Annotated in this window: 21 protein-coding genes; 14 read left to right on the top strand and 7 right to left on the bottom strand. The window is 57.1% G+C overall.

Translation table 11 applies throughout. The annotated features are described in order from the left end of the window. Window positions 1-57: 57 nt before the first annotated feature. From ACYZT5_RS26870 to choX, 3 genes are all read right to left on the bottom strand, one after another. Entirely contained in the window at window positions 58-1,023 is a 966-nt protein-coding gene (locus ACYZT5_RS26870; RefSeq protein ID WP_019580670.1) for an L-carnitine dehydrogenase, read from the bottom strand. 140 nt (window positions 1,024-1,163) lie between these two features. Next, a complete protein-coding gene (locus tag ACYZT5_RS26875) occupies window positions 1,164-2,051 on the bottom strand; it encodes a beta-keto acid cleavage family enzyme (RefSeq protein ID WP_462048132.1) in 888 nt (295 codons plus the stop codon). Window positions 2,052-2,125: 74 nt separating this feature from the next. After that, window positions 2,126-3,070: a choline ABC transporter substrate-binding protein gene (gene choX, locus ACYZT5_RS26880; protein WP_462048133.1), complete on the bottom strand. Its 945-nt coding sequence runs from the start codon at window positions 3,068-3,070 to the stop codon at window positions 2,126-2,128. A gap of 210 nt (window positions 3,071-3,280) precedes the next feature. Between choX and ACYZT5_RS26885 the strand changes: the two genes are divergently transcribed. Then, complete coding sequence (locus ACYZT5_RS26885) at window positions 3,281-4,228, top strand: GlxA family transcriptional regulator (protein WP_462048134.1); 948 nt, start codon at window positions 3,281-3,283, stop codon at window positions 4,226-4,228. 132 nt (window positions 4,229-4,360) lie between these two features. Here the strand turns inward: ACYZT5_RS26885 and ACYZT5_RS26890 are convergent, their stop codons facing one another. Genes ACYZT5_RS26890 through ACYZT5_RS26900 form a run of 3 tightly spaced genes read right to left on the bottom strand, consistent with a single transcriptional unit; the run spans window position 4,361 to window position 5,313 of the window. Further along, a complete protein-coding gene (locus ACYZT5_RS26890; RefSeq protein ID WP_462048135.1) occupies window positions 4,361-4,777 on the bottom strand; it encodes a DUF3010 family protein in 417 nt (138 codons plus the stop codon). Between the two features lie 31 nt (window positions 4,778-4,808). Further along, the gene (locus ACYZT5_RS26895; RefSeq protein ID WP_462048136.1) at window positions 4,809-5,132 is read right to left on the bottom strand and encodes a helix-turn-helix domain-containing protein; all 324 of its coding nucleotides are present in this window, start codon (window positions 5,130-5,132) and stop codon (window positions 4,809-4,811) included. Further along, a complete protein-coding gene (locus ACYZT5_RS26900) occupies window positions 5,116-5,313 on the bottom strand; it encodes a type II toxin-antitoxin system RelE family toxin (protein ID WP_462052317.1) in 198 nt (65 codons plus the stop codon). Before ACYZT5_RS26900 ends, ACYZT5_RS26895 begins: the two co-directional genes overlap by 17 nt. 294 nt (window positions 5,314-5,607) lie before the next feature. Between ACYZT5_RS26900 and ACYZT5_RS26905 the strand changes: the two genes are divergently transcribed. Further along, complete coding sequence (locus tag ACYZT5_RS26905) at window positions 5,608-5,904, top strand: helix-turn-helix domain-containing protein (RefSeq protein WP_462048137.1); 297 nt, start codon at window positions 5,608-5,610, stop codon at window positions 5,902-5,904. Then, on the top strand, window positions 5,901-7,139 hold the full coding sequence (locus ACYZT5_RS26910; protein ID WP_462048138.1) for a type II toxin-antitoxin system HipA family toxin: 1,239 nt from the start codon (window positions 5,901-5,903) through the stop codon (window positions 7,137-7,139). The genes ACYZT5_RS26905 and ACYZT5_RS26910 overlap by 4 nt, the downstream gene beginning before the upstream one ends. A gap of 4 nt (window positions 7,140-7,143) precedes the next feature. Here the strand turns inward: ACYZT5_RS26910 and ACYZT5_RS26915 are convergent, their stop codons facing one another. Then, a complete protein-coding gene (locus ACYZT5_RS26915) occupies window positions 7,144-7,545 on the bottom strand; it encodes a lysozyme inhibitor LprI family protein (protein ID WP_462048139.1) in 402 nt (133 codons plus the stop codon). Between the two features lie 234 nt (window positions 7,546-7,779). On the opposite strand from ACYZT5_RS26915, the gene ACYZT5_RS26920 reads away from it, so the two are divergent. From ACYZT5_RS26920 to ACYZT5_RS26970, 11 genes are all read left to right on the top strand, one after another. Continuing rightward, on the top strand, window positions 7,780-8,757 hold the full coding sequence (locus ACYZT5_RS26920) for a dipeptidase (RefSeq protein ID WP_008033250.1): 978 nt from the start codon (window positions 7,780-7,782) through the stop codon (window positions 8,755-8,757). 213 nt (window positions 8,758-8,970) lie between these two features. Then, entirely contained in the window at window positions 8,971-9,501 is a 531-nt protein-coding gene (locus tag ACYZT5_RS26925; protein WP_008033249.1) for a DUF5943 domain-containing protein, read from the top strand. Window positions 9,502-9,516: 15 nt separating this feature from the next. Next, window positions 9,517-11,577 (top strand): dimethylglycine demethylation protein DgcA, encoded by a 2,061-nt coding sequence (gene dgcA, locus ACYZT5_RS26930; protein WP_309675375.1) that lies wholly within the window; start codon window positions 9,517-9,519, stop codon window positions 11,575-11,577. Between the two features lie 175 nt (window positions 11,578-11,752). Then, window positions 11,753-13,702 carry a dimethylglycine demethylation protein DgcB gene (gene dgcB, locus ACYZT5_RS26935; RefSeq protein ID WP_462048140.1) on the top strand — a complete coding sequence of 650 codons (1,950 nt, stop codon included), beginning with the start codon at window positions 11,753-11,755 and terminating at the stop codon, window positions 13,700-13,702. Beyond that, window positions 13,702-14,922: an electron transfer flavoprotein subunit alpha gene (gene etfA, locus ACYZT5_RS26940; protein ID WP_462048141.1), complete on the top strand. Its 1,221-nt coding sequence runs from the start codon at window positions 13,702-13,704 to the stop codon at window positions 14,920-14,922. The genes dgcB and etfA overlap by 1 nt, the downstream gene beginning before the upstream one ends. Before the next feature lie 15 nt (window positions 14,923-14,937). Continuing rightward, a complete protein-coding gene (gene etfB, locus ACYZT5_RS26945; protein ID WP_462048142.1) occupies window positions 14,938-15,708 on the top strand; it encodes an electron transfer flavoprotein subunit beta in 771 nt (256 codons plus the stop codon). Window positions 15,709-15,729: 21 nt separating this feature from the next. Then, window positions 15,730-16,296, top strand: coding sequence for a GNAT family N-acetyltransferase (locus ACYZT5_RS26950; protein ID WP_462048143.1), 567 nt, complete (start codon window positions 15,730-15,732; stop codon window positions 16,294-16,296). A gap of 94 nt (window positions 16,297-16,390) precedes the next feature. Next, window positions 16,391-17,590 (top strand): retropepsin-like aspartic protease, encoded by a 1,200-nt coding sequence (locus tag ACYZT5_RS26955; RefSeq protein WP_462048144.1) that lies wholly within the window; start codon window positions 16,391-16,393, stop codon window positions 17,588-17,590. A gap of 396 nt (window positions 17,591-17,986) precedes the next feature. After that, complete coding sequence (locus tag ACYZT5_RS26960; RefSeq protein ID WP_462048145.1) at window positions 17,987-18,178, top strand: Com family DNA-binding transcriptional regulator; 192 nt, start codon at window positions 17,987-17,989, stop codon at window positions 18,176-18,178. 10 nt (window positions 18,179-18,188) lie between these two features. Next, on the top strand, window positions 18,189-19,019 hold the full coding sequence (locus tag ACYZT5_RS26965; RefSeq protein ID WP_462048146.1) for a lipid II-degrading bacteriocin: 831 nt from the start codon (window positions 18,189-18,191) through the stop codon (window positions 19,017-19,019). A 134-nt stretch (window positions 19,020-19,153) separates the two neighbouring features. Then, window positions 19,154-19,558, top strand: coding sequence for a hypothetical protein (locus ACYZT5_RS26970; RefSeq protein WP_462048147.1), 405 nt, complete (start codon window positions 19,154-19,156; stop codon window positions 19,556-19,558). The last annotated feature ends 787 nt before the right edge of the window (window positions 19,559-20,345 follow it).

Below are 20,345 nucleotides of genomic sequence, written 5' to 3' on the forward strand. Positions count from 1 at the left end.
AGGCATTCCCACGCAGACGGTTCGACGCCTCGACGTGGGAACGATCAGTGGGGAGGGTTATTCGCTGAACGCCATCCCATGCTTCTCTTTGGTGGTCTTCACCGCCTCCAGCACCGCCAGCAAACAATCATCACGATAGCGCTCCAGCGCCGAAATGCTGTGCGTGCCCAACTGATCACTGGTGCCATCCACCACATCATCGATCAGCTTGTCGGTCAGCTCCGGCGCCGGTAAATAAGTCCAGGGCAGCTGCAGCGCCGGCCCGAATTGCGCCATGAAGTGCCGCATTCCTGCATCGCCACCCGCCAGGGTGTACGTCAAAAACGTGCCCATGAACGACCAGCGCAGGCCCGCACCAAAACGAATGGCATCGTCGATCTCACCGGTGGTCGCCACACCGTCGTTAACCAGGTGCAGCGCCTCACGCCAGAGCGCTTCGAGCAAGCGGTCGGCGATAAAACCGGGGACTTCCTTGCGCACATGCAGCGGACGCATCCCTAAGGATTCATACACTTTCATTGCCGCTTGAACGGCTTCGGGCGCCGTGTTTTTGCCGCCAACCACTTCCACCAGCGGCAGCAGATAAACCGGGTTGAACGGGTGGCCGACAACGCAGCGTTCCGGGTGCGTCGAACTCTCGTAGAACTCGCTCGGCAACAGGCCGGAAGTACTGGAGCCGATCAGTGCATTCGGCTTGGCCGCCGCGCTGATTTTGCTGTGCAGTTCCAGTTTCAGATCCAGGCGTTCCGGAGCGCTTTCCTGAATGAAATCTGCGTCGCGCACACACTCTTCGATGGTGGCGACAAAGCGCAACCGGTCTTGCGATGCACCCGGCGCCAGGCCTTGTTTCTCCAGCGCACCCCAGGCATTGGCGACGCGTTTTCGCAGGGCTGCTTCGGCGCCGGGTGCCGGGTCCCAGGCCACCACATCGAGGCCGTGGGCGAGGGCGCGGGACACCCAACCACTGCCGATGACACCGCTGCCCAGGGCTGCGAAGGTTTTGATTTCGGTGATAAAACTCATGGCGACTTCCTAAAAAAATTCGGTGACCCTGTAGGAGCGAAGCTTGCTCGCGAAGAGGCCGGTACATCCGGCAGATTTCTTGCGACAGGAAAGCCGTCTTCGCGAGCAAGCTTCGCTCCTACAGTTGATGGGTGTTCGTGTTAACCGCGCTTGATCAGGCCCATTTTTGCCCGCCCTTCAGCCGGGGTCAGGACACGGGCGCCGAGACGGCTGAGGATCTCCGAGGCGCGTTCGACCAGTTGGCCGTTGGTCGCCAGTACGCCCTTGTCCAACCAGATGTTGTCTTCCAGACCGACCCGCACGTTGCCGCCGAGCAGCACTGCTTGTGCGGCCATCGGCATTTGCATGCGACCGATGCCGAAACCGGCCCAGACCGCATTGGCAGGCAGGTTGTCGACCATGGCTTTCATGGTGGTGGTGTCGGCCGGCGCGCCCCACGGGATGCCCAGGCAGAGTTGGAACAGCGGGTCGTCGAGCAACCCTTCCTTGATCATCTGCTTGGCGAACCACAGGTGACCGGTGTCGAAGATTTCCAGCTCGGCCTTCACGCCCAGCTCTTGAATGCGCTTGGCGCCAGCGCGTAGCTGGGCCGGGGTGGACACGTAAATGGTGTCGCCGTCGCCGAAGTTCAGGGTGCCGCAATCGAGGGTGCAGATTTCCGGCAGCAGTTCTTCAACGTGGGCCAGCCGGGTCAGCGGGCCGACCAGGTCGGTGTTCGGGCCGAACTCCATCGGGTTCTCGCCAGCGCCGATTTCCAGGTCGCCGCCCATGCCGGCGGTGAGGTTGACGATGATGTCGACGTCGGCTTCGCGGATGCGCTCCATCACTTCGCGGTACAGCGCTACATCACGGCTGAATTTGCCGGTTTCGGGATTACGAACGTGGCAGTGGACCACGGTGGCGCCAGCCTTGGCGGCTTCCACGGCGGCAGCGGCAATTTGTTTCGGGGTGACCGGCACGTGTGGGCTCTTGGCGGTCGTGTCGCCAGCACCGGTGAGTGCGCAGGTGATGATGACGTCGTGGTTCATGAGGCGGGTTCCTTGCAGGCGTGATGATTCCGTTCGCAGCCCGGTCGGGCTGCGAGTCGGTGGTTCAATCGGGTTTATTGGGTCGTTAGTTGCAGGTTCTCAGCGGCTGGTTTGCCATCGAAGGTGGTCACGCCTTCGAGCCAGCGTTGCTTGTCTTGCGGGTGATCTTTCAGCCATTGCTTGGCCGATTCGAAGGCGTCCTTGTGATCCAGCAGCGGCTGCATCATCCGGCTCTCGTCTTCGGCGGTGTATGTCAGGTTGCTCAGCAAACGACCAATGTTCGGGCATTGCTGCGCGTAGTTCGGCGAAATGACAGTCCAGACCGTGGCCATGCCTTCGTTCGGGCCGAGGGCGTCTTCGCTACCGGTGAGATAAGTCATTTTCACGTTGACGTTCATCGGGTGCGGCGCCCAGCCGAAGAACACCACGGCCTCTTTGCGCCGTACGGCGCGATCCACCGCCGCGAGCATGCCGGCCTCACTGGACTCGACCAACTGGAACTTGCCGAGGCCAAACTGATTCTTGGCGATCATCGCTTTGATCTGGGTGTTGGCGCCTGAACCTGGCTCGATGCCGTAGATCTTGCCGCCCAGTTCCTTTTCAAACGTGGCGATGTCGGCGAAGGTTTTCAGGCCCTTGTCGGCGAGATACGTCGGTACGGCCAGGGTGGCGCGGGCGTCTTTGAGGCTCGGTGCTTCAAGCACTTTGACCTGCTTGCCATCGACGAACGGGGTGATGGTCTGGGTCATCAGCGGGTTCCAGTAGCCCAGGAACAGGTCCAGGCGCTGGTCACGGATACCGGCGAAGATGATTTGCTGGGAAGCGCTGGTTTGTTTGGTGTTGTAGCCGAGGCCATCGAGCAGGACTTGGGTCATGGCGCTGGTGGCGATCACGTCCGTCCAGTTCACTACGCCCATGCGCACGTTCTGGCATGAAGCAGGTTCGGCCGCCATGACGCTGGCGCTCAAGAAAGCGGTACCGCTGAGTGCAAGAACACAGCTGCTGATCAGTCGTTTCATGTCGGGTTCCTCGGCAGGTCGTTATTGTGGGTTCCGGCATCTTCGTGCGCCGGTGATGCCCAAGTTACGCAGCTTAAGGCCTGCTAAAGCGCACTGCGGCGACCAGCTCTTGCACTGCAGCGACCTGTGCTCTTGAATGCCTCTCGCAAGTGGCGTATCAACGTCCACACGCTTCCCGCCCTCTCGTTACCTGCCAGTCGAGTGCGCTCCATGTCCCAGGATTTCTACTTCATGTTGATGCCGGGTTTCTCGGCCATCGGTTTTATCTCGGCGATCGAGCCGCTGCGGGTCGCCAATCGCTTTCGCGGCGAGCTGTATCGCTGGCATGTGCTGAGCGCCGACGGCGGCGCGGTGCTGGCCAGCAATGGCATGTCGGTCAACGCCGATGCGGCGCTGGAACCGCTGAAAAAAGGTGCAACCTTATTGGTAGTCGCGGGCTTCGAACCGCTGAAATTCGCCACCCCGGCGCTGGAGCACTGGCTGCGCCGCCTGGACAACGAAGGCGTCACCCTCGGCGCCATCGACACCGGCAGCTTCGTCCTCGCCGAGGCCGGCCTGCTCGACGGCCATCGCCTGACCCTGCACTGGGAAGCCATCGACGCCTTCAAAGAATCTTATCCACAGCTCAGCGTTACTCAGGAGCTGTTCGAGATCGACCGCCGGCGCATTACCTCCGCCGGCGGCACCGCGTCCATCGACCTGATGCTCGACCTCATCAGCCAGGCCCACGGCCCGGAACTGGCGATCCAGGTCAGCGAACAATTCGTACTCGGCCGCATCCGCCCGCGCAAAGACCACCAGCGTATGGAAGTCGCCACGCGGTATGGCATCAGCAACAAGAAACTGGTGCATGTGATCGGGGAGATGGAGCAGCACAGCGAACCGCCGCTGAGCACATTGGCGTTAGCCGAATCGATCAAGGTGACGCGACGGCAGCTCGAACGCCTGTTTCGCCTGCACCTGAACGACACGCCGAGCAATTTCTACCTGCGGTTAAGGCTGGAGAAGGCGCGGAAGTTGCTGCGGCAGACGGAAATGAGTGTGTTGGAAGTGAGTATTGCGTGCGGATTTGAATCACCGTCGTATTTCACCCGTAGTTATCGTGCGCGGTTTGAGCGGTGTCCGCGGGAGGATCGCCGACAAAGCCAAAAAGCCTGAACCTCAACAGGGTGCGAAGCCCAATCCCTGTAGGAGCGAGGCTTGCCCGCGAAGAGGCCGGTACATTCAAGTTCACTGTCGCCTGACACGCCGCCTTCGCGGGCAAGCCTCGCTCCTACAAGTGGTATGACGTTATTTCTTCATCAGGGCGGAGCAGGCCGCTTTAAACGCCTCATGCTGATACTTATTCAGCGTCCCCGGCAGTTCAAAGTTGAACTTCTTGTTCTGCGCATTGATGGTCTGTGGCGACAGCAGCGTCACCTCGCAATTTTCCAGCAACTGGAAAACACCTTCGATCTTGAACGTCGTCGGCCCACCGGCGAACTCACCTTTCTTGCTGCGCTTCTTGATCGCGATCCGGTCGATGGAATTCTCACGCACAAACGACGCCACCTGAGCGGCAAAGACTTTGACGTTCGCGGCTTCGTCGTCATCGTCGAGGGCGATTTTCTTGGTGGCCAAGGCGACATGGCTCAGTGCCTGACCGTCGAGGGAGGCCACGGCGATGATCGCTTCGCTGCCTTTGATTTCGATGCCGCAGATTTTCATGTGAATCCCTTTCCCGATAGTGGCGTGCAGCTTACAGCTCAAGTTGATCGGCGTTGATGCCAAAAGCCGCGGCAATTTTTTCACGGGTCGCCTTGCGTGGCTTGGCGACAGTCTCCTGCTGGGCGAAGGCCGGTTGGGAGATACCCATGCGTTTGGCAACTTCATCCTGAGTAAGGTTCAGATGTTCGCGCCAGGCCCGAATAGGTGTCGCGCCATCGACAATGCGACTGACCACCTCGTGAGGGATCAGATCGGGCTCGATCTTCTGTGCCACATATTGTGCGTAGGGAATGACCACGAATGCGGGGTTTCCGTCTGCATCATTGATGATTTGAACGTCAGTAGGTGCGTTCATCGCGTTTTTTTACCTCTTGAATACTGACCACTTTGATTGCGTCATCCCAGTCGAACATAACCCGATAGCTACCCACTCGAAGTCGATAGGCGTAGCTATGACCAACCAGTGCTTTGACATTGCCCACATCAGGCATGCCATAGTCATAGAAGAATATAAGTCTTTTATAAGATTTGCGAATATTTACTTATATTTTCCAGGCCGCCAATAAACGAAATTTATCAGTATGTTGCTCAAGAAAAACGTTCGAAGCCGGAGTGGATGGGGCGTTGTAGGTTTGATCTGAGGGGGATGTGGGAAAAGATATTCGATCAGGATTGAGGTCAAGGTAGTCGTGTGCCGAGATGCATGTTTTTAGAGGTAAAATATTGACCTTTAAATATCTAATTACTCTATAAAGGACAACATATAGACCTTTAAAAGTAAGTGGTTGCTTGCACTGCTACACTTGCTCACACTCAAATGAGGTCGACTCATGGCCCTTACCCATATCCTCTACTCCCCCGGAGAGATCGCTTTGCAGATCGCCGGGAATGCCAAGCGTCTGAGGCTTAGCAAAAACCTTTCGCGGCGCACGCTCGCGCAAAAGTCGGGCGTCCCCGAGTCGAATATCAAGCGCTTTGAAACCACCGGCAAGATCTCTCTGGATGGCTTGTTGTTGATCGCGATTTGCCTGGGGGCAGAGGAGCCGCTGACGAATTTGTTCGCCTCGGCTCAATTGCTGACACTCCAAGAACTGAAAAACTACGAAAGGGCTCGTGGCCGACAATGAAATCCGTCAAAGCACTCAGCGTCATGCTTCAAGGATCCCGAGTCGGCGAACTGGTCGCGATTCCTCGTCAGGGTGTGTTCTTTTCTTATGATTCGGGCTGGTTGGCGAAAGGATTCACCCTTGCGCCGTTTCATATGGATTTCTCGGTCAAACCCCAGAGGGCGGCTGACCCGATGTTGTTCGACGGCCTGCACGGTGCCTTCAGCGATTCGTTGCCCGATGGCTGGGGATTGCTGCTCATGGATCGATTCTTCCAAGCTCAGTTGAGAATCGAGCGCCACGCAATCGGACCGCTGGATCGTCTGGCCTATATGGGCAATCGAAGCATGGGCGCGCTTGAATACGTGCCGATGTTCGAAACCGTTGAAGCAGACGAAGACCTCGATTTAGCCGCGCTCTATGAGGCATCACAAACGATACTTTCAGGCAGCGCTGACGAGGTCATTACATCTCTGCGCCTGGCGGGTGGTTCCCCCGGTGGTGCTCGGCCCAAAGCAGTGATTGGTCTGTCGCCGGACAAGCGCCGCGCCGTTTCGTCATTTGGTGAAATGCCCAAGGGTTATGAGCACTGGTTGATCAAATTTCGCTGCGAAGAGGAGCATCGTGATAGCGGCGCCATTGAGCAGGCTTATGCTCTGATGGCCCATCGGGCAGGGGTAGAAATTTCCGAGTCGAAACTGTTTCAGGTAGAAACCACCAAGGGTGTCGAGCAATTCTTCGCCACGAAACGCTTCGATCGAGACGCAGGTTCCAAGCGTCACATGCTTACCGCTGCGGCGATTCTATATGCCGACTTCCGTGCGCCAAGCCTCGATTACAGTGATTTACTACGAGCGACCTGGGCAATGACCAAGGATGCGACCGAGGTCGAGAAAATGGCCCGATTGATGGTCTTCAACGCTCTCGCTCATAACCACGACGATCACGCGAAGAACTTCTCGTTTTTTGGCGGTAAGGACGGCTGGAAAATGGCTCCGGCTTACGATCTGACCTTTTCCAGCACCGCAGGGCGCGGCAACGAGCACACCACAGCCTTCGCGGGAAAAGGCAAACCCTCACGCAAGGCACTCATTGAAGTGTGCAAACCGTTCAGTTTCCTTGAGCCCGAACGCTACATCGAGCAGACGCTGGATGCTTTTTCCGGGTGGTTTATTTATTGCGCCGATCTGGAGATTGATAAAACGGCGAGCAAAAAATTGCTGACCGCTCTTGAGTCAGTGTGGCAGGCGCTCTGACGCCTCACTCCTGCCCAATCGACTCCAAAAACTCCGACCGCTCATCACTCATTCGCGCCACGCAATCATTCTGCGCAATCGTAAACGCCTTGCTACCACTCGTCGCTGGAAACACCTCAACCGCGCAATCCGCGTCCCGGGTCTTCAGCCATTGCTGCTGAGCGGCCTTGAGCTTGGCGGTGATGTCGGCCAGTTGCGCCGGGTTCTTGCCGTAGAGTGTCTGCATGTGCTCGGTCAGGCTCTGGTAGTTGTCTTTGAGCAACTGTTCGGCGGTGGTTCTGCTGTAGGCCGAGCATTCCAGGGTCTGGACGTCGTTTTCGACGGCATCGCACGGGTTGTCGTCGGACTCTTCCGCCGCGTGTACGCCGGTCGCTATCAGTGCTAACGCCAGGAAGATCGATTTCATTGCGTCGCCGCCCCTTATCAGTAAAGCATCCAGTAATGCCGCGAATTCTGGCCCATGCGAAGGCCCTTGAACAGGTGGCCCATGACGTCCCACGATGACCCTTTGTCGCGGATTGACGCTTTCGGCAAACCCCCTGTCGTTTTTGCACCCGGCTACCCCGTCCCTCAGGCATATGCTGGCCCCAAAGCGCCGACACACGATTCGGCGCATGAATCGCTAATAGGGGACAGCCTGATGAGCCCAGCCGAATTGCACGCCGACAGCATCGTTATCGACGGTCTGATTATTGCCAAGTGGAACCGTGAGCTGTTCGAAGACATGCGCAAGGGCGGTCTGACCGCGGCCAACTGCACCGTGTCGGTGTGGGAGGGCTTCCAGGCCACCGTCAACAATATCGCCGCCAGCCAGAAGCTGATCCGCGAAAACAGCGACCTGGTGATTCCAGTGCGCACCACCGCCGATATTCGCAAGGCCAAGGAGCAGGGCAAGACCGGCATCCTGTTCGGCTTTCAGAATGCTCACGCCTTTGAAGACCAGATCGGCTACGTCGAGGTCTTCAAGCAGCTGGGCGTCGGTATCGTGCAGATGTGCTACAACACCCAAAACCTGGTCGGTACCGGCTGCTACGAGCGTGATGGCGGCCTGTCGGGCTTCGGTCGTGAAATCGTCGCCGAGATGAACCGCGTCGGCGTCATGTGCGACCTGTCCCACGTCGGTTCGAAAACTTCCGAAGAAGTCATCCTCGAATCCAAGAAGCCGGTCTGCTACTCCCACTGCCTGCCGTCGGGTCTGAAAATTCACCCGCGCAACAAATCCGATGAAGAACTGAAGTTCATCGCCGATCACGGCGGCTTTGTCGGTGTGACCATGTTTGCGCCATTCCTGGCCAAAGGCATCGATTCGACCATCGACGATTACGCCGAAGCCATCGAATACACCATGAACATCGTCGGCGAAGACGCCATCGGCATCGGCACTGACTTTACCCAGGGCCATGGCCAGGACTTCTTCGAATACCTGACCCATGACAAAGGCTACGCCCGCCGTCTGACCAGTTTCGGCAAGATCATCAATCCGCTGGGCATCCGCACCGTCGGCGAGTTCCCGAACCTGACCGAAACCCTGCTCAAGCGCGGCCATTCCGAGCGCGTGGTCCGCAAGATCATGGGCGAGAACTGGGTGAACGTCCTCAAGGACGTCTGGGGCGAGTGAATAACTCTGGAGCCTACTCCGCTCGCCGATAGCTGCGTCAGGTCCTCGCGCCAAACTCGCCGTACGTCCCGTACTGTCTCGCTTGTCGCTCCGGTCCTTCCTTGCTCTCGACGTGCTCGCTACGGCTCCAAAGTCATTCACACGGCTTTTCTATAAGAGCAAAGCAAAAGCTTTGCTACGTACTGACCACGAATTTTCTGGAGTTAAGTTTCCATGGCCAAGATCGCCCCGCAATTGCCAATCGAAGTCGACAGCGAAACCGGTGTCTGGACCTCCGACGCCCTGCCGATGCTGTACGTACCGCGTCACTTCTTCGTCAACAACCACATGGGCATCGAGGAAGTGCTGGGCGCCGACGCCTACGCCGAAATCCTCTACAAGGCCGGCTACAAATCCGCCTGGCACTGGTGTGAAAAAGAAGCTGAATGCCACGGCCTGGAAGGCGTCGCAGTGTTCGAGCACTACATGAAGCGCCTGTCGCAGCGCGGCTGGGGCCTGTTCAAGATCCAGGACATCGACCTCGACAAAGGCACTGCCAGCGTCAAGCTCGAACACTCGGCGTTCGTCTACGTGTACGGCAAGGTCGGGCGCAAGGTCGACTACATGTTCACGGGCTGGTTTGCTGGTGCTATGGACCAGATTCTGCAAGCCCGCGGCAGCAAGATCCGCACGGTTGCCGAACAAGTCTACGGTGGCTCCGAAGAAGGCCACGACGACGGTTTGTTCACCGTCAAGCCGTTGTAAGTCGAGGACCCCGCCATGGCTTTCGAAGCAATGTTCCAGCCGATCCAGATCGGCAAACTGACCATCCGTAACCGCGTGCTCAGCACCGCGCACGCCGAGGTCTATGCCACCGACGGCGGCATGACCACCGACCGGTACGTCAAGTATTACGAAGAGAAAGCCAAGGGCGGGATCGGCCTGGCGATTTGCGGCGGTTCCTCCAGTGTGGCCATCGACAGCCCGCAAGGCTGGTGGAAGTCGGTCAATCTGGCCGACGACCGGATCATTCCGCACTTCCAGAACCTGGCCGATGCCATGCACAAGCATGGCGCCAAGATCATGATCCAGATTACCCACATGGGGCGTCGTTCCCGTTGGGACGGCGAGCATTGGCCAACCCTGCTGTCGCCTTCAGGCATCCGTGAACCGGTGCACCGCGCGACCTGCAAAACTATCGAGCCGGAAGAAATCTGGCGGGTGATCGGCAACTACGCCACTGCGGCTGGCCGCGCCAAGGCCGGTGGCCTGGACGGCGTCGAACTGTCGGCAGTGCACCAGCACATGATCGACCAGTTCTGGAGCCCGCGGGTCAACAAGCGTACCGACGAATGGGGCGGCAGCTTCGAGAACCGCATGCGTTTCGGCCTGGAAGTGATCAAGGCTGTGCGGGCCGAAGTCGGCCCGGATTTCTGCGTCGGCATTCGTCTGTGCGGTGACGAGTTCCACCCGGACGGCTTGTCCCACGAGGACATGAAGCAGATCGCCAAGTACTACGACGACACCGGCATGATCGACTTCATCGGCGTGGTGGGTTCGGGTTGCGACACCCACAACACCCTGGCCAACGTTATTCCGAACATGAGTTATCCACCGGAGCCGTTCCTGCACCTGGCTGCCGGTATCAAAGAAGTGGTCAAGGCCCCTGTTTTGCACGCGCAGAACATCAAGGACCCGAACCAGGCGACCCGTATTCTGGAAGGCGGCTACGTGGACATGGTCGGCATGACCCGCGCCCACATCGCCGACCCGCACCTGATCGCCAAGATCAAAATGGGTCAGGTCGACCAGATCAAACAATGCGTCGGCGCCAACTACTGCATCGACCGTCAGTACCAGGGCCTGGATGTCTTGTGCATCCAGAACGCCGCGACCTCCCGTGAATACATGGGCGTGCCGCACATCATCGAGAAGTCGACCGGTGTGAAGCGCAAAGTTGTGGTGGTCGGTGCCGGTCCTGCCGGAATGGAAGCCGCTCGCGTGTCGGCCGAACGTGGCCATGACGTAACCCTGTTCGAGAAGAAAGAGTTCATCGGTGGGCAGATCACCACCGCGTCGAAAGCGCCACAGCGTGACCAGATTGCCGGTATCACTCGCTGGTTCCAGCTTGAGCTGGCGCGTTTGAAAGTCGACCTGCGCCTGGGCGTGGCGGCCGATGCGGCAACTATCCTGGACCTGCGTCCGGACGTGGTGGTGCTCGCCGTCGGCGGTCATCCATTCCTGGAGCAGAACGAACATTGGGGCGCGGCTGAAGGCCTGGTGGTCAGCAGCTGGGACATCCTTGATGGCAAGGTTGCACCGGGCAAGAACGTGCTGGTCTACGACACCATTTGCGAATTCACCGGGATGTCGACCGCCGACTTCCTCGCCGACAAGGGCAGCCAGGTCGAGATCGTCACCGACGACATCAAGCCGGGCGTGGCGATTGGCGGCACCTCGTTCCCGACGTACTACCGCAGCATGTACCCCAAAGAAGTGATCATGACCGGGGACATGATGCTGGAGAAGGTCTACCGCGAAGGCGACAAGCTGGTGGCGGTGCTGGAAAACGAATACACCGGCGCCAAAGAGGAGCGGGTGGTGGATCAGGTGGTCGTCGAAAACGGCGTGCGTCCGGACGAAGAAATCTACTACGCCCTGAAGGAAGGCTCGCGCAACAAAGGCCAGATGGACATCGAAGCCTTGTTCGCGATCAAGCCGCAACCTTCGCTGAGCCAGGCGGGCGACGGCTACTTGCTGTTCCGCATTGGCGACTGCGTGGCGCAGCGCAACACCCACGCGGCGATCTACGACGCCCTGCGGTTGTGCAAGGATTTCTAAGAGCTTGTGGATAACCCTTGTAGGAGCGAGGCTTGCCCGCGAAGGCGTCCTGACATTCAACATTGATGTCGGCTGATCCATCGCATTCGCGGGCAAGCCTCGCTCCTACAAGGAATCGAGCAAGGCATCCAGGTAGTTAGGCCTGCAAGACCCCGCGGTCTTTGGGAGCTCCACCATGTTGAACACCCTTCTTCCAATCCTGTTGTTCGCAGCCACCGGACTCGCTGTCCTGGGCGCGTTGCGACGGGTGGCTATGTGGCGCCGAGGCCGGGCTTCGAAAGTCGACCTGATCGGTGGCCTGTTCGCTATGCCCAAGCGCTACATGGTCGACTTGCACCATGTCGTCGCGCGGGACAAATACATCGCCAACACTCACGTCGCTACGGCGGGTGGCGCGGTGGCGTCGATGGTGCTGGCGATACTGGTTCACGGTTTCGGCCTGCAGAGTCGCCTTCTCGGTGTTGCCCTGCTGATTGCTTCGGCGGTGATGTTCGTCGGTGCGATTTTCATGTTTCTGCGTCGTCGCAACCCACCGGCTCGCCTGTCCAAAGGGCCGTGGATGCGCCTGCCGAAAAGCCTGTTGGCGTTCTCGGCGAGCTTTTTCCTGTTGACCTTGCCGGTCGCCGGCATCCTCCCGGAAAACTTCGGCGGCTGGGTGGTGGCGGCGATCCTCGGCGTTGGCGTGCTCTGGGGCGTGTCGGAATTGTTCTTCGGCATGACCTGGGGCGGGCCAATGAAGCACGCCTTCGCCGGTGCCCTGCACCTGGCCTGGCACCGTCGCGCCGAACGTTTTGGTGGCGGCCGTTCCACCGGTTTGAAACCGCTGGACCTGAACGATCCGACCGCGCCACTGGGTGTAGAAAAACCCAAGGATTTCACCTGGAACCAACTGCTCGGCTTCGATGCCTGCGTGCAGTGCGGTAAGTGCGAAGCCGCGTGCCCGGCGTTCGCCGCTGGCCAGCCACTGAACCCGAAAAAACTGATTCAAGACATGGTGGTCGGCCTCGCCGGTGGCACCGACGCCAAGTTCGCCGGTAGTCCGTATCCAGGCAAAGCCATCGGCGAACACGCCGGCAATCCGCATCAACCGATCGTCAACGGTCTGGTGGACGCTGAAACCCTGTGGTCCTGCACCACTTGCCGTGCCTGCGTCGAGGAATGCCCGATGATGATCGAGCACGTCGACGCCATCGTCGACATGCGTCGCCATCTAACTCTGGAAAAAGGCGCGACCCCGAACAAGGGCGCCGAAGTCCTCGAGAACCTGATCGCCACCGACAACCCTGGTGGTTTCGCGCCGGGCGGGCGGATGAACTGGGCGGCGGATTTGAACCTGAACCTGCTCAGCGAGAAGAAATCGGTCGACGTGCTGTTCTGGGTCGGCGACGGTGCCTTCGACATGCGCAACCAGCGCACCTTGCGCGCCTTCGTCAAAGTGCTGAAAGCGGCCAAGGTCGACTTCGCGGTGCTCGGCCTTGAAGAGCGTGATAGTGGTGACGTGGCCCGACGGCTGGGCGATGAAGCGACTTTCCAGTTGTTGGCCAAACGCAACATCCAGACCCTGGCCAAGTACAACTTCAACCGCATCGTCACCTGCGACCCGCACAGCTTCCACGTGCTGAAAAACGAGTACGGTGCCTTCGACGGCAACTACCTCGTTCAGCACCACAGCACCTACATGGCCGAAATCATCGGCGCTGGCGCCCTGAACCTCGGCCAGCACAAAGGCAGCAGCGTGACCTATCACGACCCATGCTACCTCGGCCGCTACAACGGCGAATACGAGGCACCGCGTGAAGTACTGCGCGCCCTCGGGATCGAGATCAAGGAAATGCAACGCTCCGGTTTCCGCTCGCGCTGCTGCGGCGGTGGCGGCGGTGCGCCGATTACCGACATTCCAGGCAAGCAGCGGATCCCCGACATGCGCATGGAAGACATCCGCGAAACCGGCGCCGAACTGGTGGCCGTGGGTTGTCCACAATGCACCGCGATGCTCGAAGGCGTGGTCGAACCCCGGCCGCTGATCAAGGACATCGCCGAACTGGTGGCGGACGCGTTGCTCGAAGACGCTGCGCCAAGTAAGCCGACCAAACCGGCCCAACGTGAACCTGCGGAGGCCCACTGATGAGCGACATTATCCGCCGCGACCCACGCGCCGAATGGATCGCCCGCAACCGCCTGCACCCGCTGCACGCGGCCATGCAACCGGCGCAGCACAGCTGGATGGGGCCTAATGGCGTCATCCGCAAGAATCCCCACGGCATCGGTTTTATCGGTCCCAACGGCATCAAACGGATCGACCGCAGCGGCGCTCAACAGGGCGGTGCGAGCAAACGCTCGGCCGCGGTTGAAGTGCAATTGCCGCTGCATCAAGTGCCTGCACCTGCGTTTTACATCAGCGTGGTGCCGGACATGGTCGGCGGCCGCTTGAGCAGCCACGACCGCGACTTGCTAGGTCTGGCTCATCAGTTGGCCGGCCAGGACGGCGCGGTGTTGGCCGTGGTCTTCGGCGAACACAAAGAAAACGCTTTTGCCTCCGCTGGCGTCGATCGCTTGCTGGTGCTGGATGGCGACGAATTCAGCGGTTATGCACCGGAACAAAGAGTCCAGGGCCTGCGGGCTGTGGATAACCAGTTCAGCCCGCGCCACTGGTTGCTGCCGGACAGCCGCAGTGGCGGTGGTGAACTGGGTCGACGCTTTGCCGCAGCACTGGGCGAGCGCCCGGCCACGCGAGTCTGGCAGGTCAAGGATCAGGAGTGCATCGGCCGCGCCGGTGCTGGTTTGCAAGACCTTGCGCGCCCGGTCGCTCGCTTGATTCTTGCCGCCGTCGAATGCGCCGAACCGGTCAGCGAAACCCGTCACGAAGCCTTGCCGGTGGAGTTATCCACAACGGTTGCCCGCAGTCTCTCGCGCATCGAGGATTTGGGCGCGGTGGCAGTGGATCCGGCGGCGATTCCGATGGCCGAAGCCGAATTCATCTTCTCCGGCGGCAACGGGGTCAAGGACTGGGGACTTTTCCACAGGACGGCCGAAGCGCTGGGCGCTACCGAAGGCGCGTCCCGTGTGGCAGTGGACGATGGCTTCATGGCGCGCGACCGTCAGGTTGGTGCGTCCGGTACCTGGGTCACCGCACGGGTTTACGTGGCGGTGGGGATTTCCGGGGCAATCCAGCATCTGCAAGGCATCGGTGCCTGCGACAAGGTGGTGGCAATCAATCTCGATCCTGGTTGCGACATGATCAAACGGGCCGACCTGTCGGTGATCGGCGAGAGCGCCGAGATTCTTCAAGCCTTGATCGATGCGGTAGAGGCTTACCGCAATGAAGCCAAGCGCGATGCGGCTTAAGGAAAGGAAAGGGTTATGAGCACGAAAATCATCAGCCTGGTGTCCATCGGCGCCCACCCGACTTCCGGTCGGCCACGTCGCGCGGAGCAGGATGCGCGAGCAGTGGAACTGGGTCTGCAACTGGCTGGGGATAACCTGCAAGTGCTGCATGCCGGCGACGTCGCAGAACCTGCATTGCGCGCGTATCTGGGCATGGGCCTGGACCAGTTGCATGTGCTTGAACAACCTTCAGGCGCCGATGCATTGCCGGCATTGACGGCGTATTTGCGTGACGCCGGAGCCCAGGTCGTGCTGACCGGCAGCCAGGCGGAAACCGGCGAAGGCTCGGGCATGTTGCCGTTTCTACTGGCGGAAAATCTGGGCTGGCCGCTCGTCGTAGGGCTGGCTCAAGTTGAATCCATCGATGGCGGTTCGGCACTGGTGCTGCAAGCCCTGCCACGTGGTCAACGCCGTCGTTTGAAAGTGCGCCTGCCGTTTCTCGCGACGGTGGATAACGCCGCACCGAAACCTCGGCAGAGCGCCTACGGCCCGGCCCGGCGCGGTGTGTTGCAGGCTGACGAAGTTGAAGTGGTTGATGATGAATTGCTGGCCGTTGCCACGTTACAACCGGCCAAGCCACGGCCGAAACGCTTGAAGGTGATCAAGGCCAAGAGCGGCGCGGACCGGATGAAAGCCGCGACGGCCAAGGCCAGTGGCGGGGGTGGGCAGGTGCTTAAAGGGTTGAGTGCGGAGGCTGGGGCTGAAGCGATTCTCAAGTTGTTGATCGAAGAAGGCGTGGTCCGCTAGCGGTCCTGTGGGGGCAGGTAAATGGCAGTTGAATTTCGTTCGGCCCTGCGCGCGGATGCGCGGGAGATTGCTCGTTTGTTTCAGATTTCATCAGAAGGCGCTGCGGACTACATCTGGAGCCAACTGGCGCAGCCTGGTCAGGACCTATTGGATGTCGGTGCCAGTCGCTATGCACGTGAAGGCGTGGATTTTTCCTGGCAGAACTGCCTCATTGCCGAGGCCGAGGGAAATGTAATCGGCATGATGCACAGCTACGTGATGCGTCACGATCCGCTGGCGGCCCCCGTGACCGATCAGGTCCTGGCGCCCTATGCCACGATGGAAATCCCCGACACCCTCTATATTTCCAGCCTGGCGCTTCATGAAGGCTGGCGAAATCAGGGGCTGGGCAAGCAATTCCTCGCCTACGCCTACGACCGTGCCAACCAGCTTGGGCTCAATGGCTTGAGCCTGATCGACTACGCGGTGAACACAGGCGCTCGTCGGTTTTACGAGCGGCATGGCTTCCGGATTGTCGATACTTGCCAGATCACACCGCATCCGATGATTCGGGTTACGGGTGAGGCTTATCTGATGTATAGGCCCTGATGGGCTACATTTTTCTATGAGCTGGCTTTGTATGAGCTGGGCGGGATTGCAGCAGCGTTAGTTCATAAAACTCGTTTTCAAGAATGGGTTGAACATGAAAACGGTCAGTCGGCGTGAGACATGTCTGATCGGTGGCGTGAATTTAAAGTCGTCTCTGATGCTGTTTGCATTTTGTATGTGTGCAGCTACAAGTTCGATGGCCGACACCCGGCAGGCAGCTCCGGATTTCTATAAATGGATAGAGTCTGAACAGGGAAAAAAAGCCTCCCTAGCGCAGATGAGGCAGCAATGCGACAACGTGTTGGACGCTGAAAAAAACCTCAATTGTTCAGTGTCCGTTCTCGCCCGAATGTTCGAGGCCAAAGCCGCGAACCAACTTCCCGAATACTATCTGGCGATCAAGCGTCGCCATGCTCAGGCCATCGCGAATGACCCCGAGCTAAACGCACTGTTTTCCATGTTTGGCACTGAGTCCATCGCGACTCTGCGGGCGGTCGGCGATTTTTCGGTAGAAAGAACCCAGCGGCACGAAGTGCTGGCGATTCAACCCTACCCCAGTGACGATCACGTCACTGACGAGGTGCTGCCCTACGTCGATGTCAAAGCGGCCAATGGTGTCTCGTCACGATTTATTCTGGACACCGGCGCACCGCAAACCCGGGTCAACGACGAAACCGCGAAGCTGATGGGGATCACGTTATTAACCGACTCTCAATACGGCTACAGCACGTTTTATGGTGAGCGCGACCTGTCTGCCAAACTTGGGATCTTTGAGTCTTTAAAGATAGGCGGGAGTGAATTCAGGAATGTCCTGGTGTTCGTCAGTGATCGGGATAACTTATTAGGGCTTGATCTGATCGGTAAGTTGGGGCGTTTAAAGGTCACGAAAAAGACTCTAGAGCTTAACGCCGAACCTCCCGCGCGATGCGATTCGCGAATTACCTATGCGCGTATCGACATCAATCAAAGACTGACCATTGCCGCACGCCTGGATCGTCGGGCGACGCCGGCGATTATTGACACCGGCAATGTCGATTACCTGACGTCGGCCTCGCCGGGCAACTCACCCATTCATGTCACCGATAAGCCGCGTTCCCAAACCTTCAAAGGTGAATTGAGCCTGTCGGGACGTATCCAATTGATCAGCTACAAATATTATCCGGATTTTACGATCCCTCCGTCGTTGTTGCTGGGGCAGTACGTGCCTTCGCTTTTGCTCGGGTGGCGTGCATTCAATGATTTTGAATTGAATCTGGATATCGACTCGGGCCGGTCTTGTTTCAACAGGATCTAAAATCAGATTGGATTTTTTTTGTGGGCAAAAAGAATATTATTTGTCAGCTCATTTTATTATTGGTGTAAGGCTTTTCCCGTTGGGGGAGGACTTGAAGCGTTTATCGGTTGCAGTGCTCGCGCGTTTTATTCAGATTTATTCGAATAGTCTTGGTTATATATCAGTAGGTTGCTGCAGTTTTGGCAGGACTTGTCGCCGTTTAATTAAATCTTAGGACGTCCTACAAGGCTCAGGAGTAGTCCGCTCAACTAAATAGTCGTGGTCTTGTTCAATTGTTTTCGTTGAGATATATTTTTTTCGTCCGCTGTTACAGGGTGAGATCTAAGCAGCAGTATTTTGTGTGACTCTCCGGTGTTCGGCGCTCAACTATGAGGAAGGTCACTCAAGCAAAAGGCTTTGCAAATGTTGAAAGAATGCAGATGTGGTAATTGTAGCCGGCTTTTAGCCAGAGTCGGTGAGTGTACCGAGTTCCAGATCAAATGTTCCCGATGTGGCACGTTGAATCATGTGAAGGCCCCGAGCCTCGAACGATCGCCTACGAGCGAATTACATGCAGCACCTGCTGCGCAAAATTTTATAATTTCGTAGGAAATAACAGATGAATAATGGAATCGTACTTCCTCCTCTGAAGGTTACTGCAACCGCGTTTGGCTATAGCCCGATGGCAGCCGGCGGAGCTTGGCCGGCGCCTAACCCAGCAATGGTTTTTATTGCTCAGCAACAAGAACGGAACGAACTCTACAGCCAAGGTATGTGGCGTGAAATGATCATAAAGATCACTAATGAACAACAGGCTTCTATTAGAAATGGGGTTGCTGTAGGCATTGTCACTTCCATTGTGCGTGACATGCAAGCGATCCCCTTTGCTGATAACTATATTTGCTTGAATCCTAATATGTCACCGGCTCAAGCATTGAATTTTACGTCACGTAACTTCAAAGCGGGTTCTGTTCCCGAGTCTACCGGCCTTTCTGGCGGCGCGCTAACTCCAGTTGCCGCACTTGGTCATTTTCTCTATGGAAACGGAGCTGCTGCCGATACCAACATCAATAGCCTAGGTCTAAACCTATCTAGAACATCAATTCCCATGCTGGAAAACGCTTTAGTTACTGCGCCTGTTGGACGAACTGTAATTGCCTTGGACAAGGTGCCTTACAATACCTCATCGGACTCTTGGATGACTGCATCTTGGCTCGGTAATATCACGCTAAAGATCGAAGGCACTATAATTAAGCAAGACAGCGGTAAATTGATATTTCAAGGTGGTGCAAGAGCTTACAATGATATCTATGATGCGAATCCAAGTACGTTTCGGAGTTCAGTGGGTGAGAATGCGACCAGCGTACTTGCTGCAGTAGAGAAATATTTGAATGCCAAACCGTATGAGATTGCAATTCAAGGCACAGCTTTGATCTTCATTGAGCGTTAGTCTTGAGTATGTGTGCTAGCATAAAAGCTTGTGACTAAATGTCATGGCCTGAAAATCTATCGGCATTGTTATTATGTGATTTGGTCGTGCATGCACTGGCGGCCAATTCCAAATTCTTTGGAAGGATACTATCCATGCGCCAGTATCAACGTCTGTTGATTGCAATTTTATTGTTCATTGGTGCCTGGTTCTGCTTGTTGTCTGCGGGAGTTGGCGTTCCAGAGAACCTGGATGACCTTTCTGATACGAGGGGATTGCCTGCAGTAATAATTTATACGGTAGCTCTACAAGTCTTGGGCTTTTTGGCCATCGTGTTCTCGGGGCTTGGAATGTTTGTAACAGCTAAACTAAAGTCAAACTCGTTTGGCATAAAACTATCTATTTTTTTCGTATCAAATCTCCTTCTTTTATTTGCCTCGTTCATGGGTATTTTTGTGATTGTATCGTTTGTACTCGGAACGATATCTGGAGTCTCGGGTATCAGCCTTTATATTGGTGTGATTTGTCTAGTAACGACTGCGGCCCCAAAACGTCCGTAACCAATTCGTGACATGACGGTGTATCCAAGATGTGTTATTTCCCGAAAAGCGCTAACCCAGTTTCAGTCATTTGGGTTTTTTGGTCGTTGGATCGAATTTACCCACAATCCCTGTTAGCGCTTCTGTGGATAACATGTTCGCCGCTCGCTACACCCCATACAAATCAAGCCCTGCAACCCTTCGTACAAAAAACAACCAGCCTAACTTACGGTTTTTTCACGCTTTTTCCACGGGATAACTTTGCACGCGAGCCAATACTTGCCCCCAATCTCTGTTAGCGCATCTGTGGATAAGATGTTCGCTGTCCGCTACAGGCCATATAAAACGGGCTTATAAGGCGGGTGATCAAAAAACGATCAAATCATCGTTTTAGATTGATAAACCTCGCGCAAACCCCGATTTAGCGCGGCCTCCAACGGTTTTCCACAGACCCATCAAAGTTGCCCCCAAAGTCTGTTGGCGCTTCTGTGGATAAGGTGTTCGCCATCCTCTGAAAGCCATGTAATCCGTGCCCTACAGGCTTTCGATCAAAAAACAACCAATCGCTCTTGAAAACCCTGCTTCTGGATAAGTCACGGATTTTCTTCGGTTTCTGTGGAGAAAGTTTTCACCAAACCCACACTTGTCCCCATTAGCTGTGGGTGGAGGTGTGGATAACTTGTTCGCCAAACCCTGTAAGCCACGCCCCTTATAGGCCTGAATGGAATAGATCAGATTTCATACAGTTCTAGGACGATCCTTGACTTCGAACTGTCCGCTGTCTTCACTCTCAGGGCACAAGGACAGC

The sequence above is a fragment of the Pseudomonas sp. LB3P14 genome, from assembly GCF_054898045.1.

Bases quoted from the DNA above. Each gene is read 5' to 3' on its own strand.
- dgcA (WP_309675375.1), top strand. From the start codon at position 9,517: ATGGCTTTCGAAGCAATGTTCCAGCCGATCCAGATCGGCAAACTGACC.
- ACYZT5_RS26890 (WP_462048135.1), bottom strand. From the start codon at position 4,777: ATGAAAATCTGCGGCATCGAAATCAAAGGCAGCGAAGCGATCATCGCC.
- ACYZT5_RS26875 (WP_462048132.1), bottom strand. From the start codon at position 2,051: ATGAACCACGACGTCATCATCACCTGCGCACTCACCGGTGCTGGCGAC.
- ACYZT5_RS26910 (WP_462048138.1), top strand. From the start codon at position 5,901: ATGAAATCCGTCAAAGCACTCAGCGTCATGCTTCAAGGATCCCGAGTC.
- ACYZT5_RS26925 (WP_008033249.1), top strand. From the start codon at position 8,971: ATGGCCAAGATCGCCCCGCAATTGCCAATCGAAGTCGACAGCGAAACC.
- dgcB (WP_462048140.1), top strand. From the start codon at position 11,753: ATGTTGAACACCCTTCTTCCAATCCTGTTGTTCGCAGCCACCGGACTC.
- ACYZT5_RS26905 (WP_462048137.1), top strand. From the start codon at position 5,608: ATGGCCCTTACCCATATCCTCTACTCCCCCGGAGAGATCGCTTTGCAG.
- ACYZT5_RS26885 (WP_462048134.1), top strand. From the start codon at position 3,281: ATGTCCCAGGATTTCTACTTCATGTTGATGCCGGGTTTCTCGGCCATC.
- ACYZT5_RS26955 (WP_462048144.1), top strand. From the start codon at position 16,391: ATGAAAACGGTCAGTCGGCGTGAGACATGTCTGATCGGTGGCGTGAAT.
- ACYZT5_RS26915 (WP_462048139.1), bottom strand. From the start codon at position 7,545: ATGAAATCGATCTTCCTGGCGTTAGCACTGATAGCGACCGGCGTACAC.
- choX (WP_462048133.1), bottom strand. From the start codon at position 3,070: ATGAAACGACTGATCAGCAGCTGTGTTCTTGCACTCAGCGGTACCGCT.
- ACYZT5_RS26870 (WP_019580670.1), bottom strand. From the start codon at position 1,023: ATGAGTTTTATCACCGAAATCAAAACCTTCGCAGCCCTGGGCAGCGGT.
- ACYZT5_RS26970 (WP_462048147.1), top strand. From the start codon at position 19,154: ATGCGCCAGTATCAACGTCTGTTGATTGCAATTTTATTGTTCATTGGT.
- etfA (WP_462048141.1), top strand. From the start codon at position 13,702: ATGAGCGACATTATCCGCCGCGACCCACGCGCCGAATGGATCGCCCGC.
- etfB (WP_462048142.1), top strand. From the start codon at position 14,938: ATGAGCACGAAAATCATCAGCCTGGTGTCCATCGGCGCCCACCCGACT.
- ACYZT5_RS26950 (WP_462048143.1), top strand. From the start codon at position 15,730: ATGGCAGTTGAATTTCGTTCGGCCCTGCGCGCGGATGCGCGGGAGATT.
- ACYZT5_RS26965 (WP_462048146.1), top strand. From the start codon at position 18,189: ATGAATAATGGAATCGTACTTCCTCCTCTGAAGGTTACTGCAACCGCG.
- ACYZT5_RS26895 (WP_462048136.1), bottom strand. From the start codon at position 5,132: ATGAACGCACCTACTGACGTTCAAATCATCAATGATGCAGACGGAAAC.
- ACYZT5_RS26920 (WP_008033250.1), top strand. From the start codon at position 7,780: ATGAGCCCAGCCGAATTGCACGCCGACAGCATCGTTATCGACGGTCTG.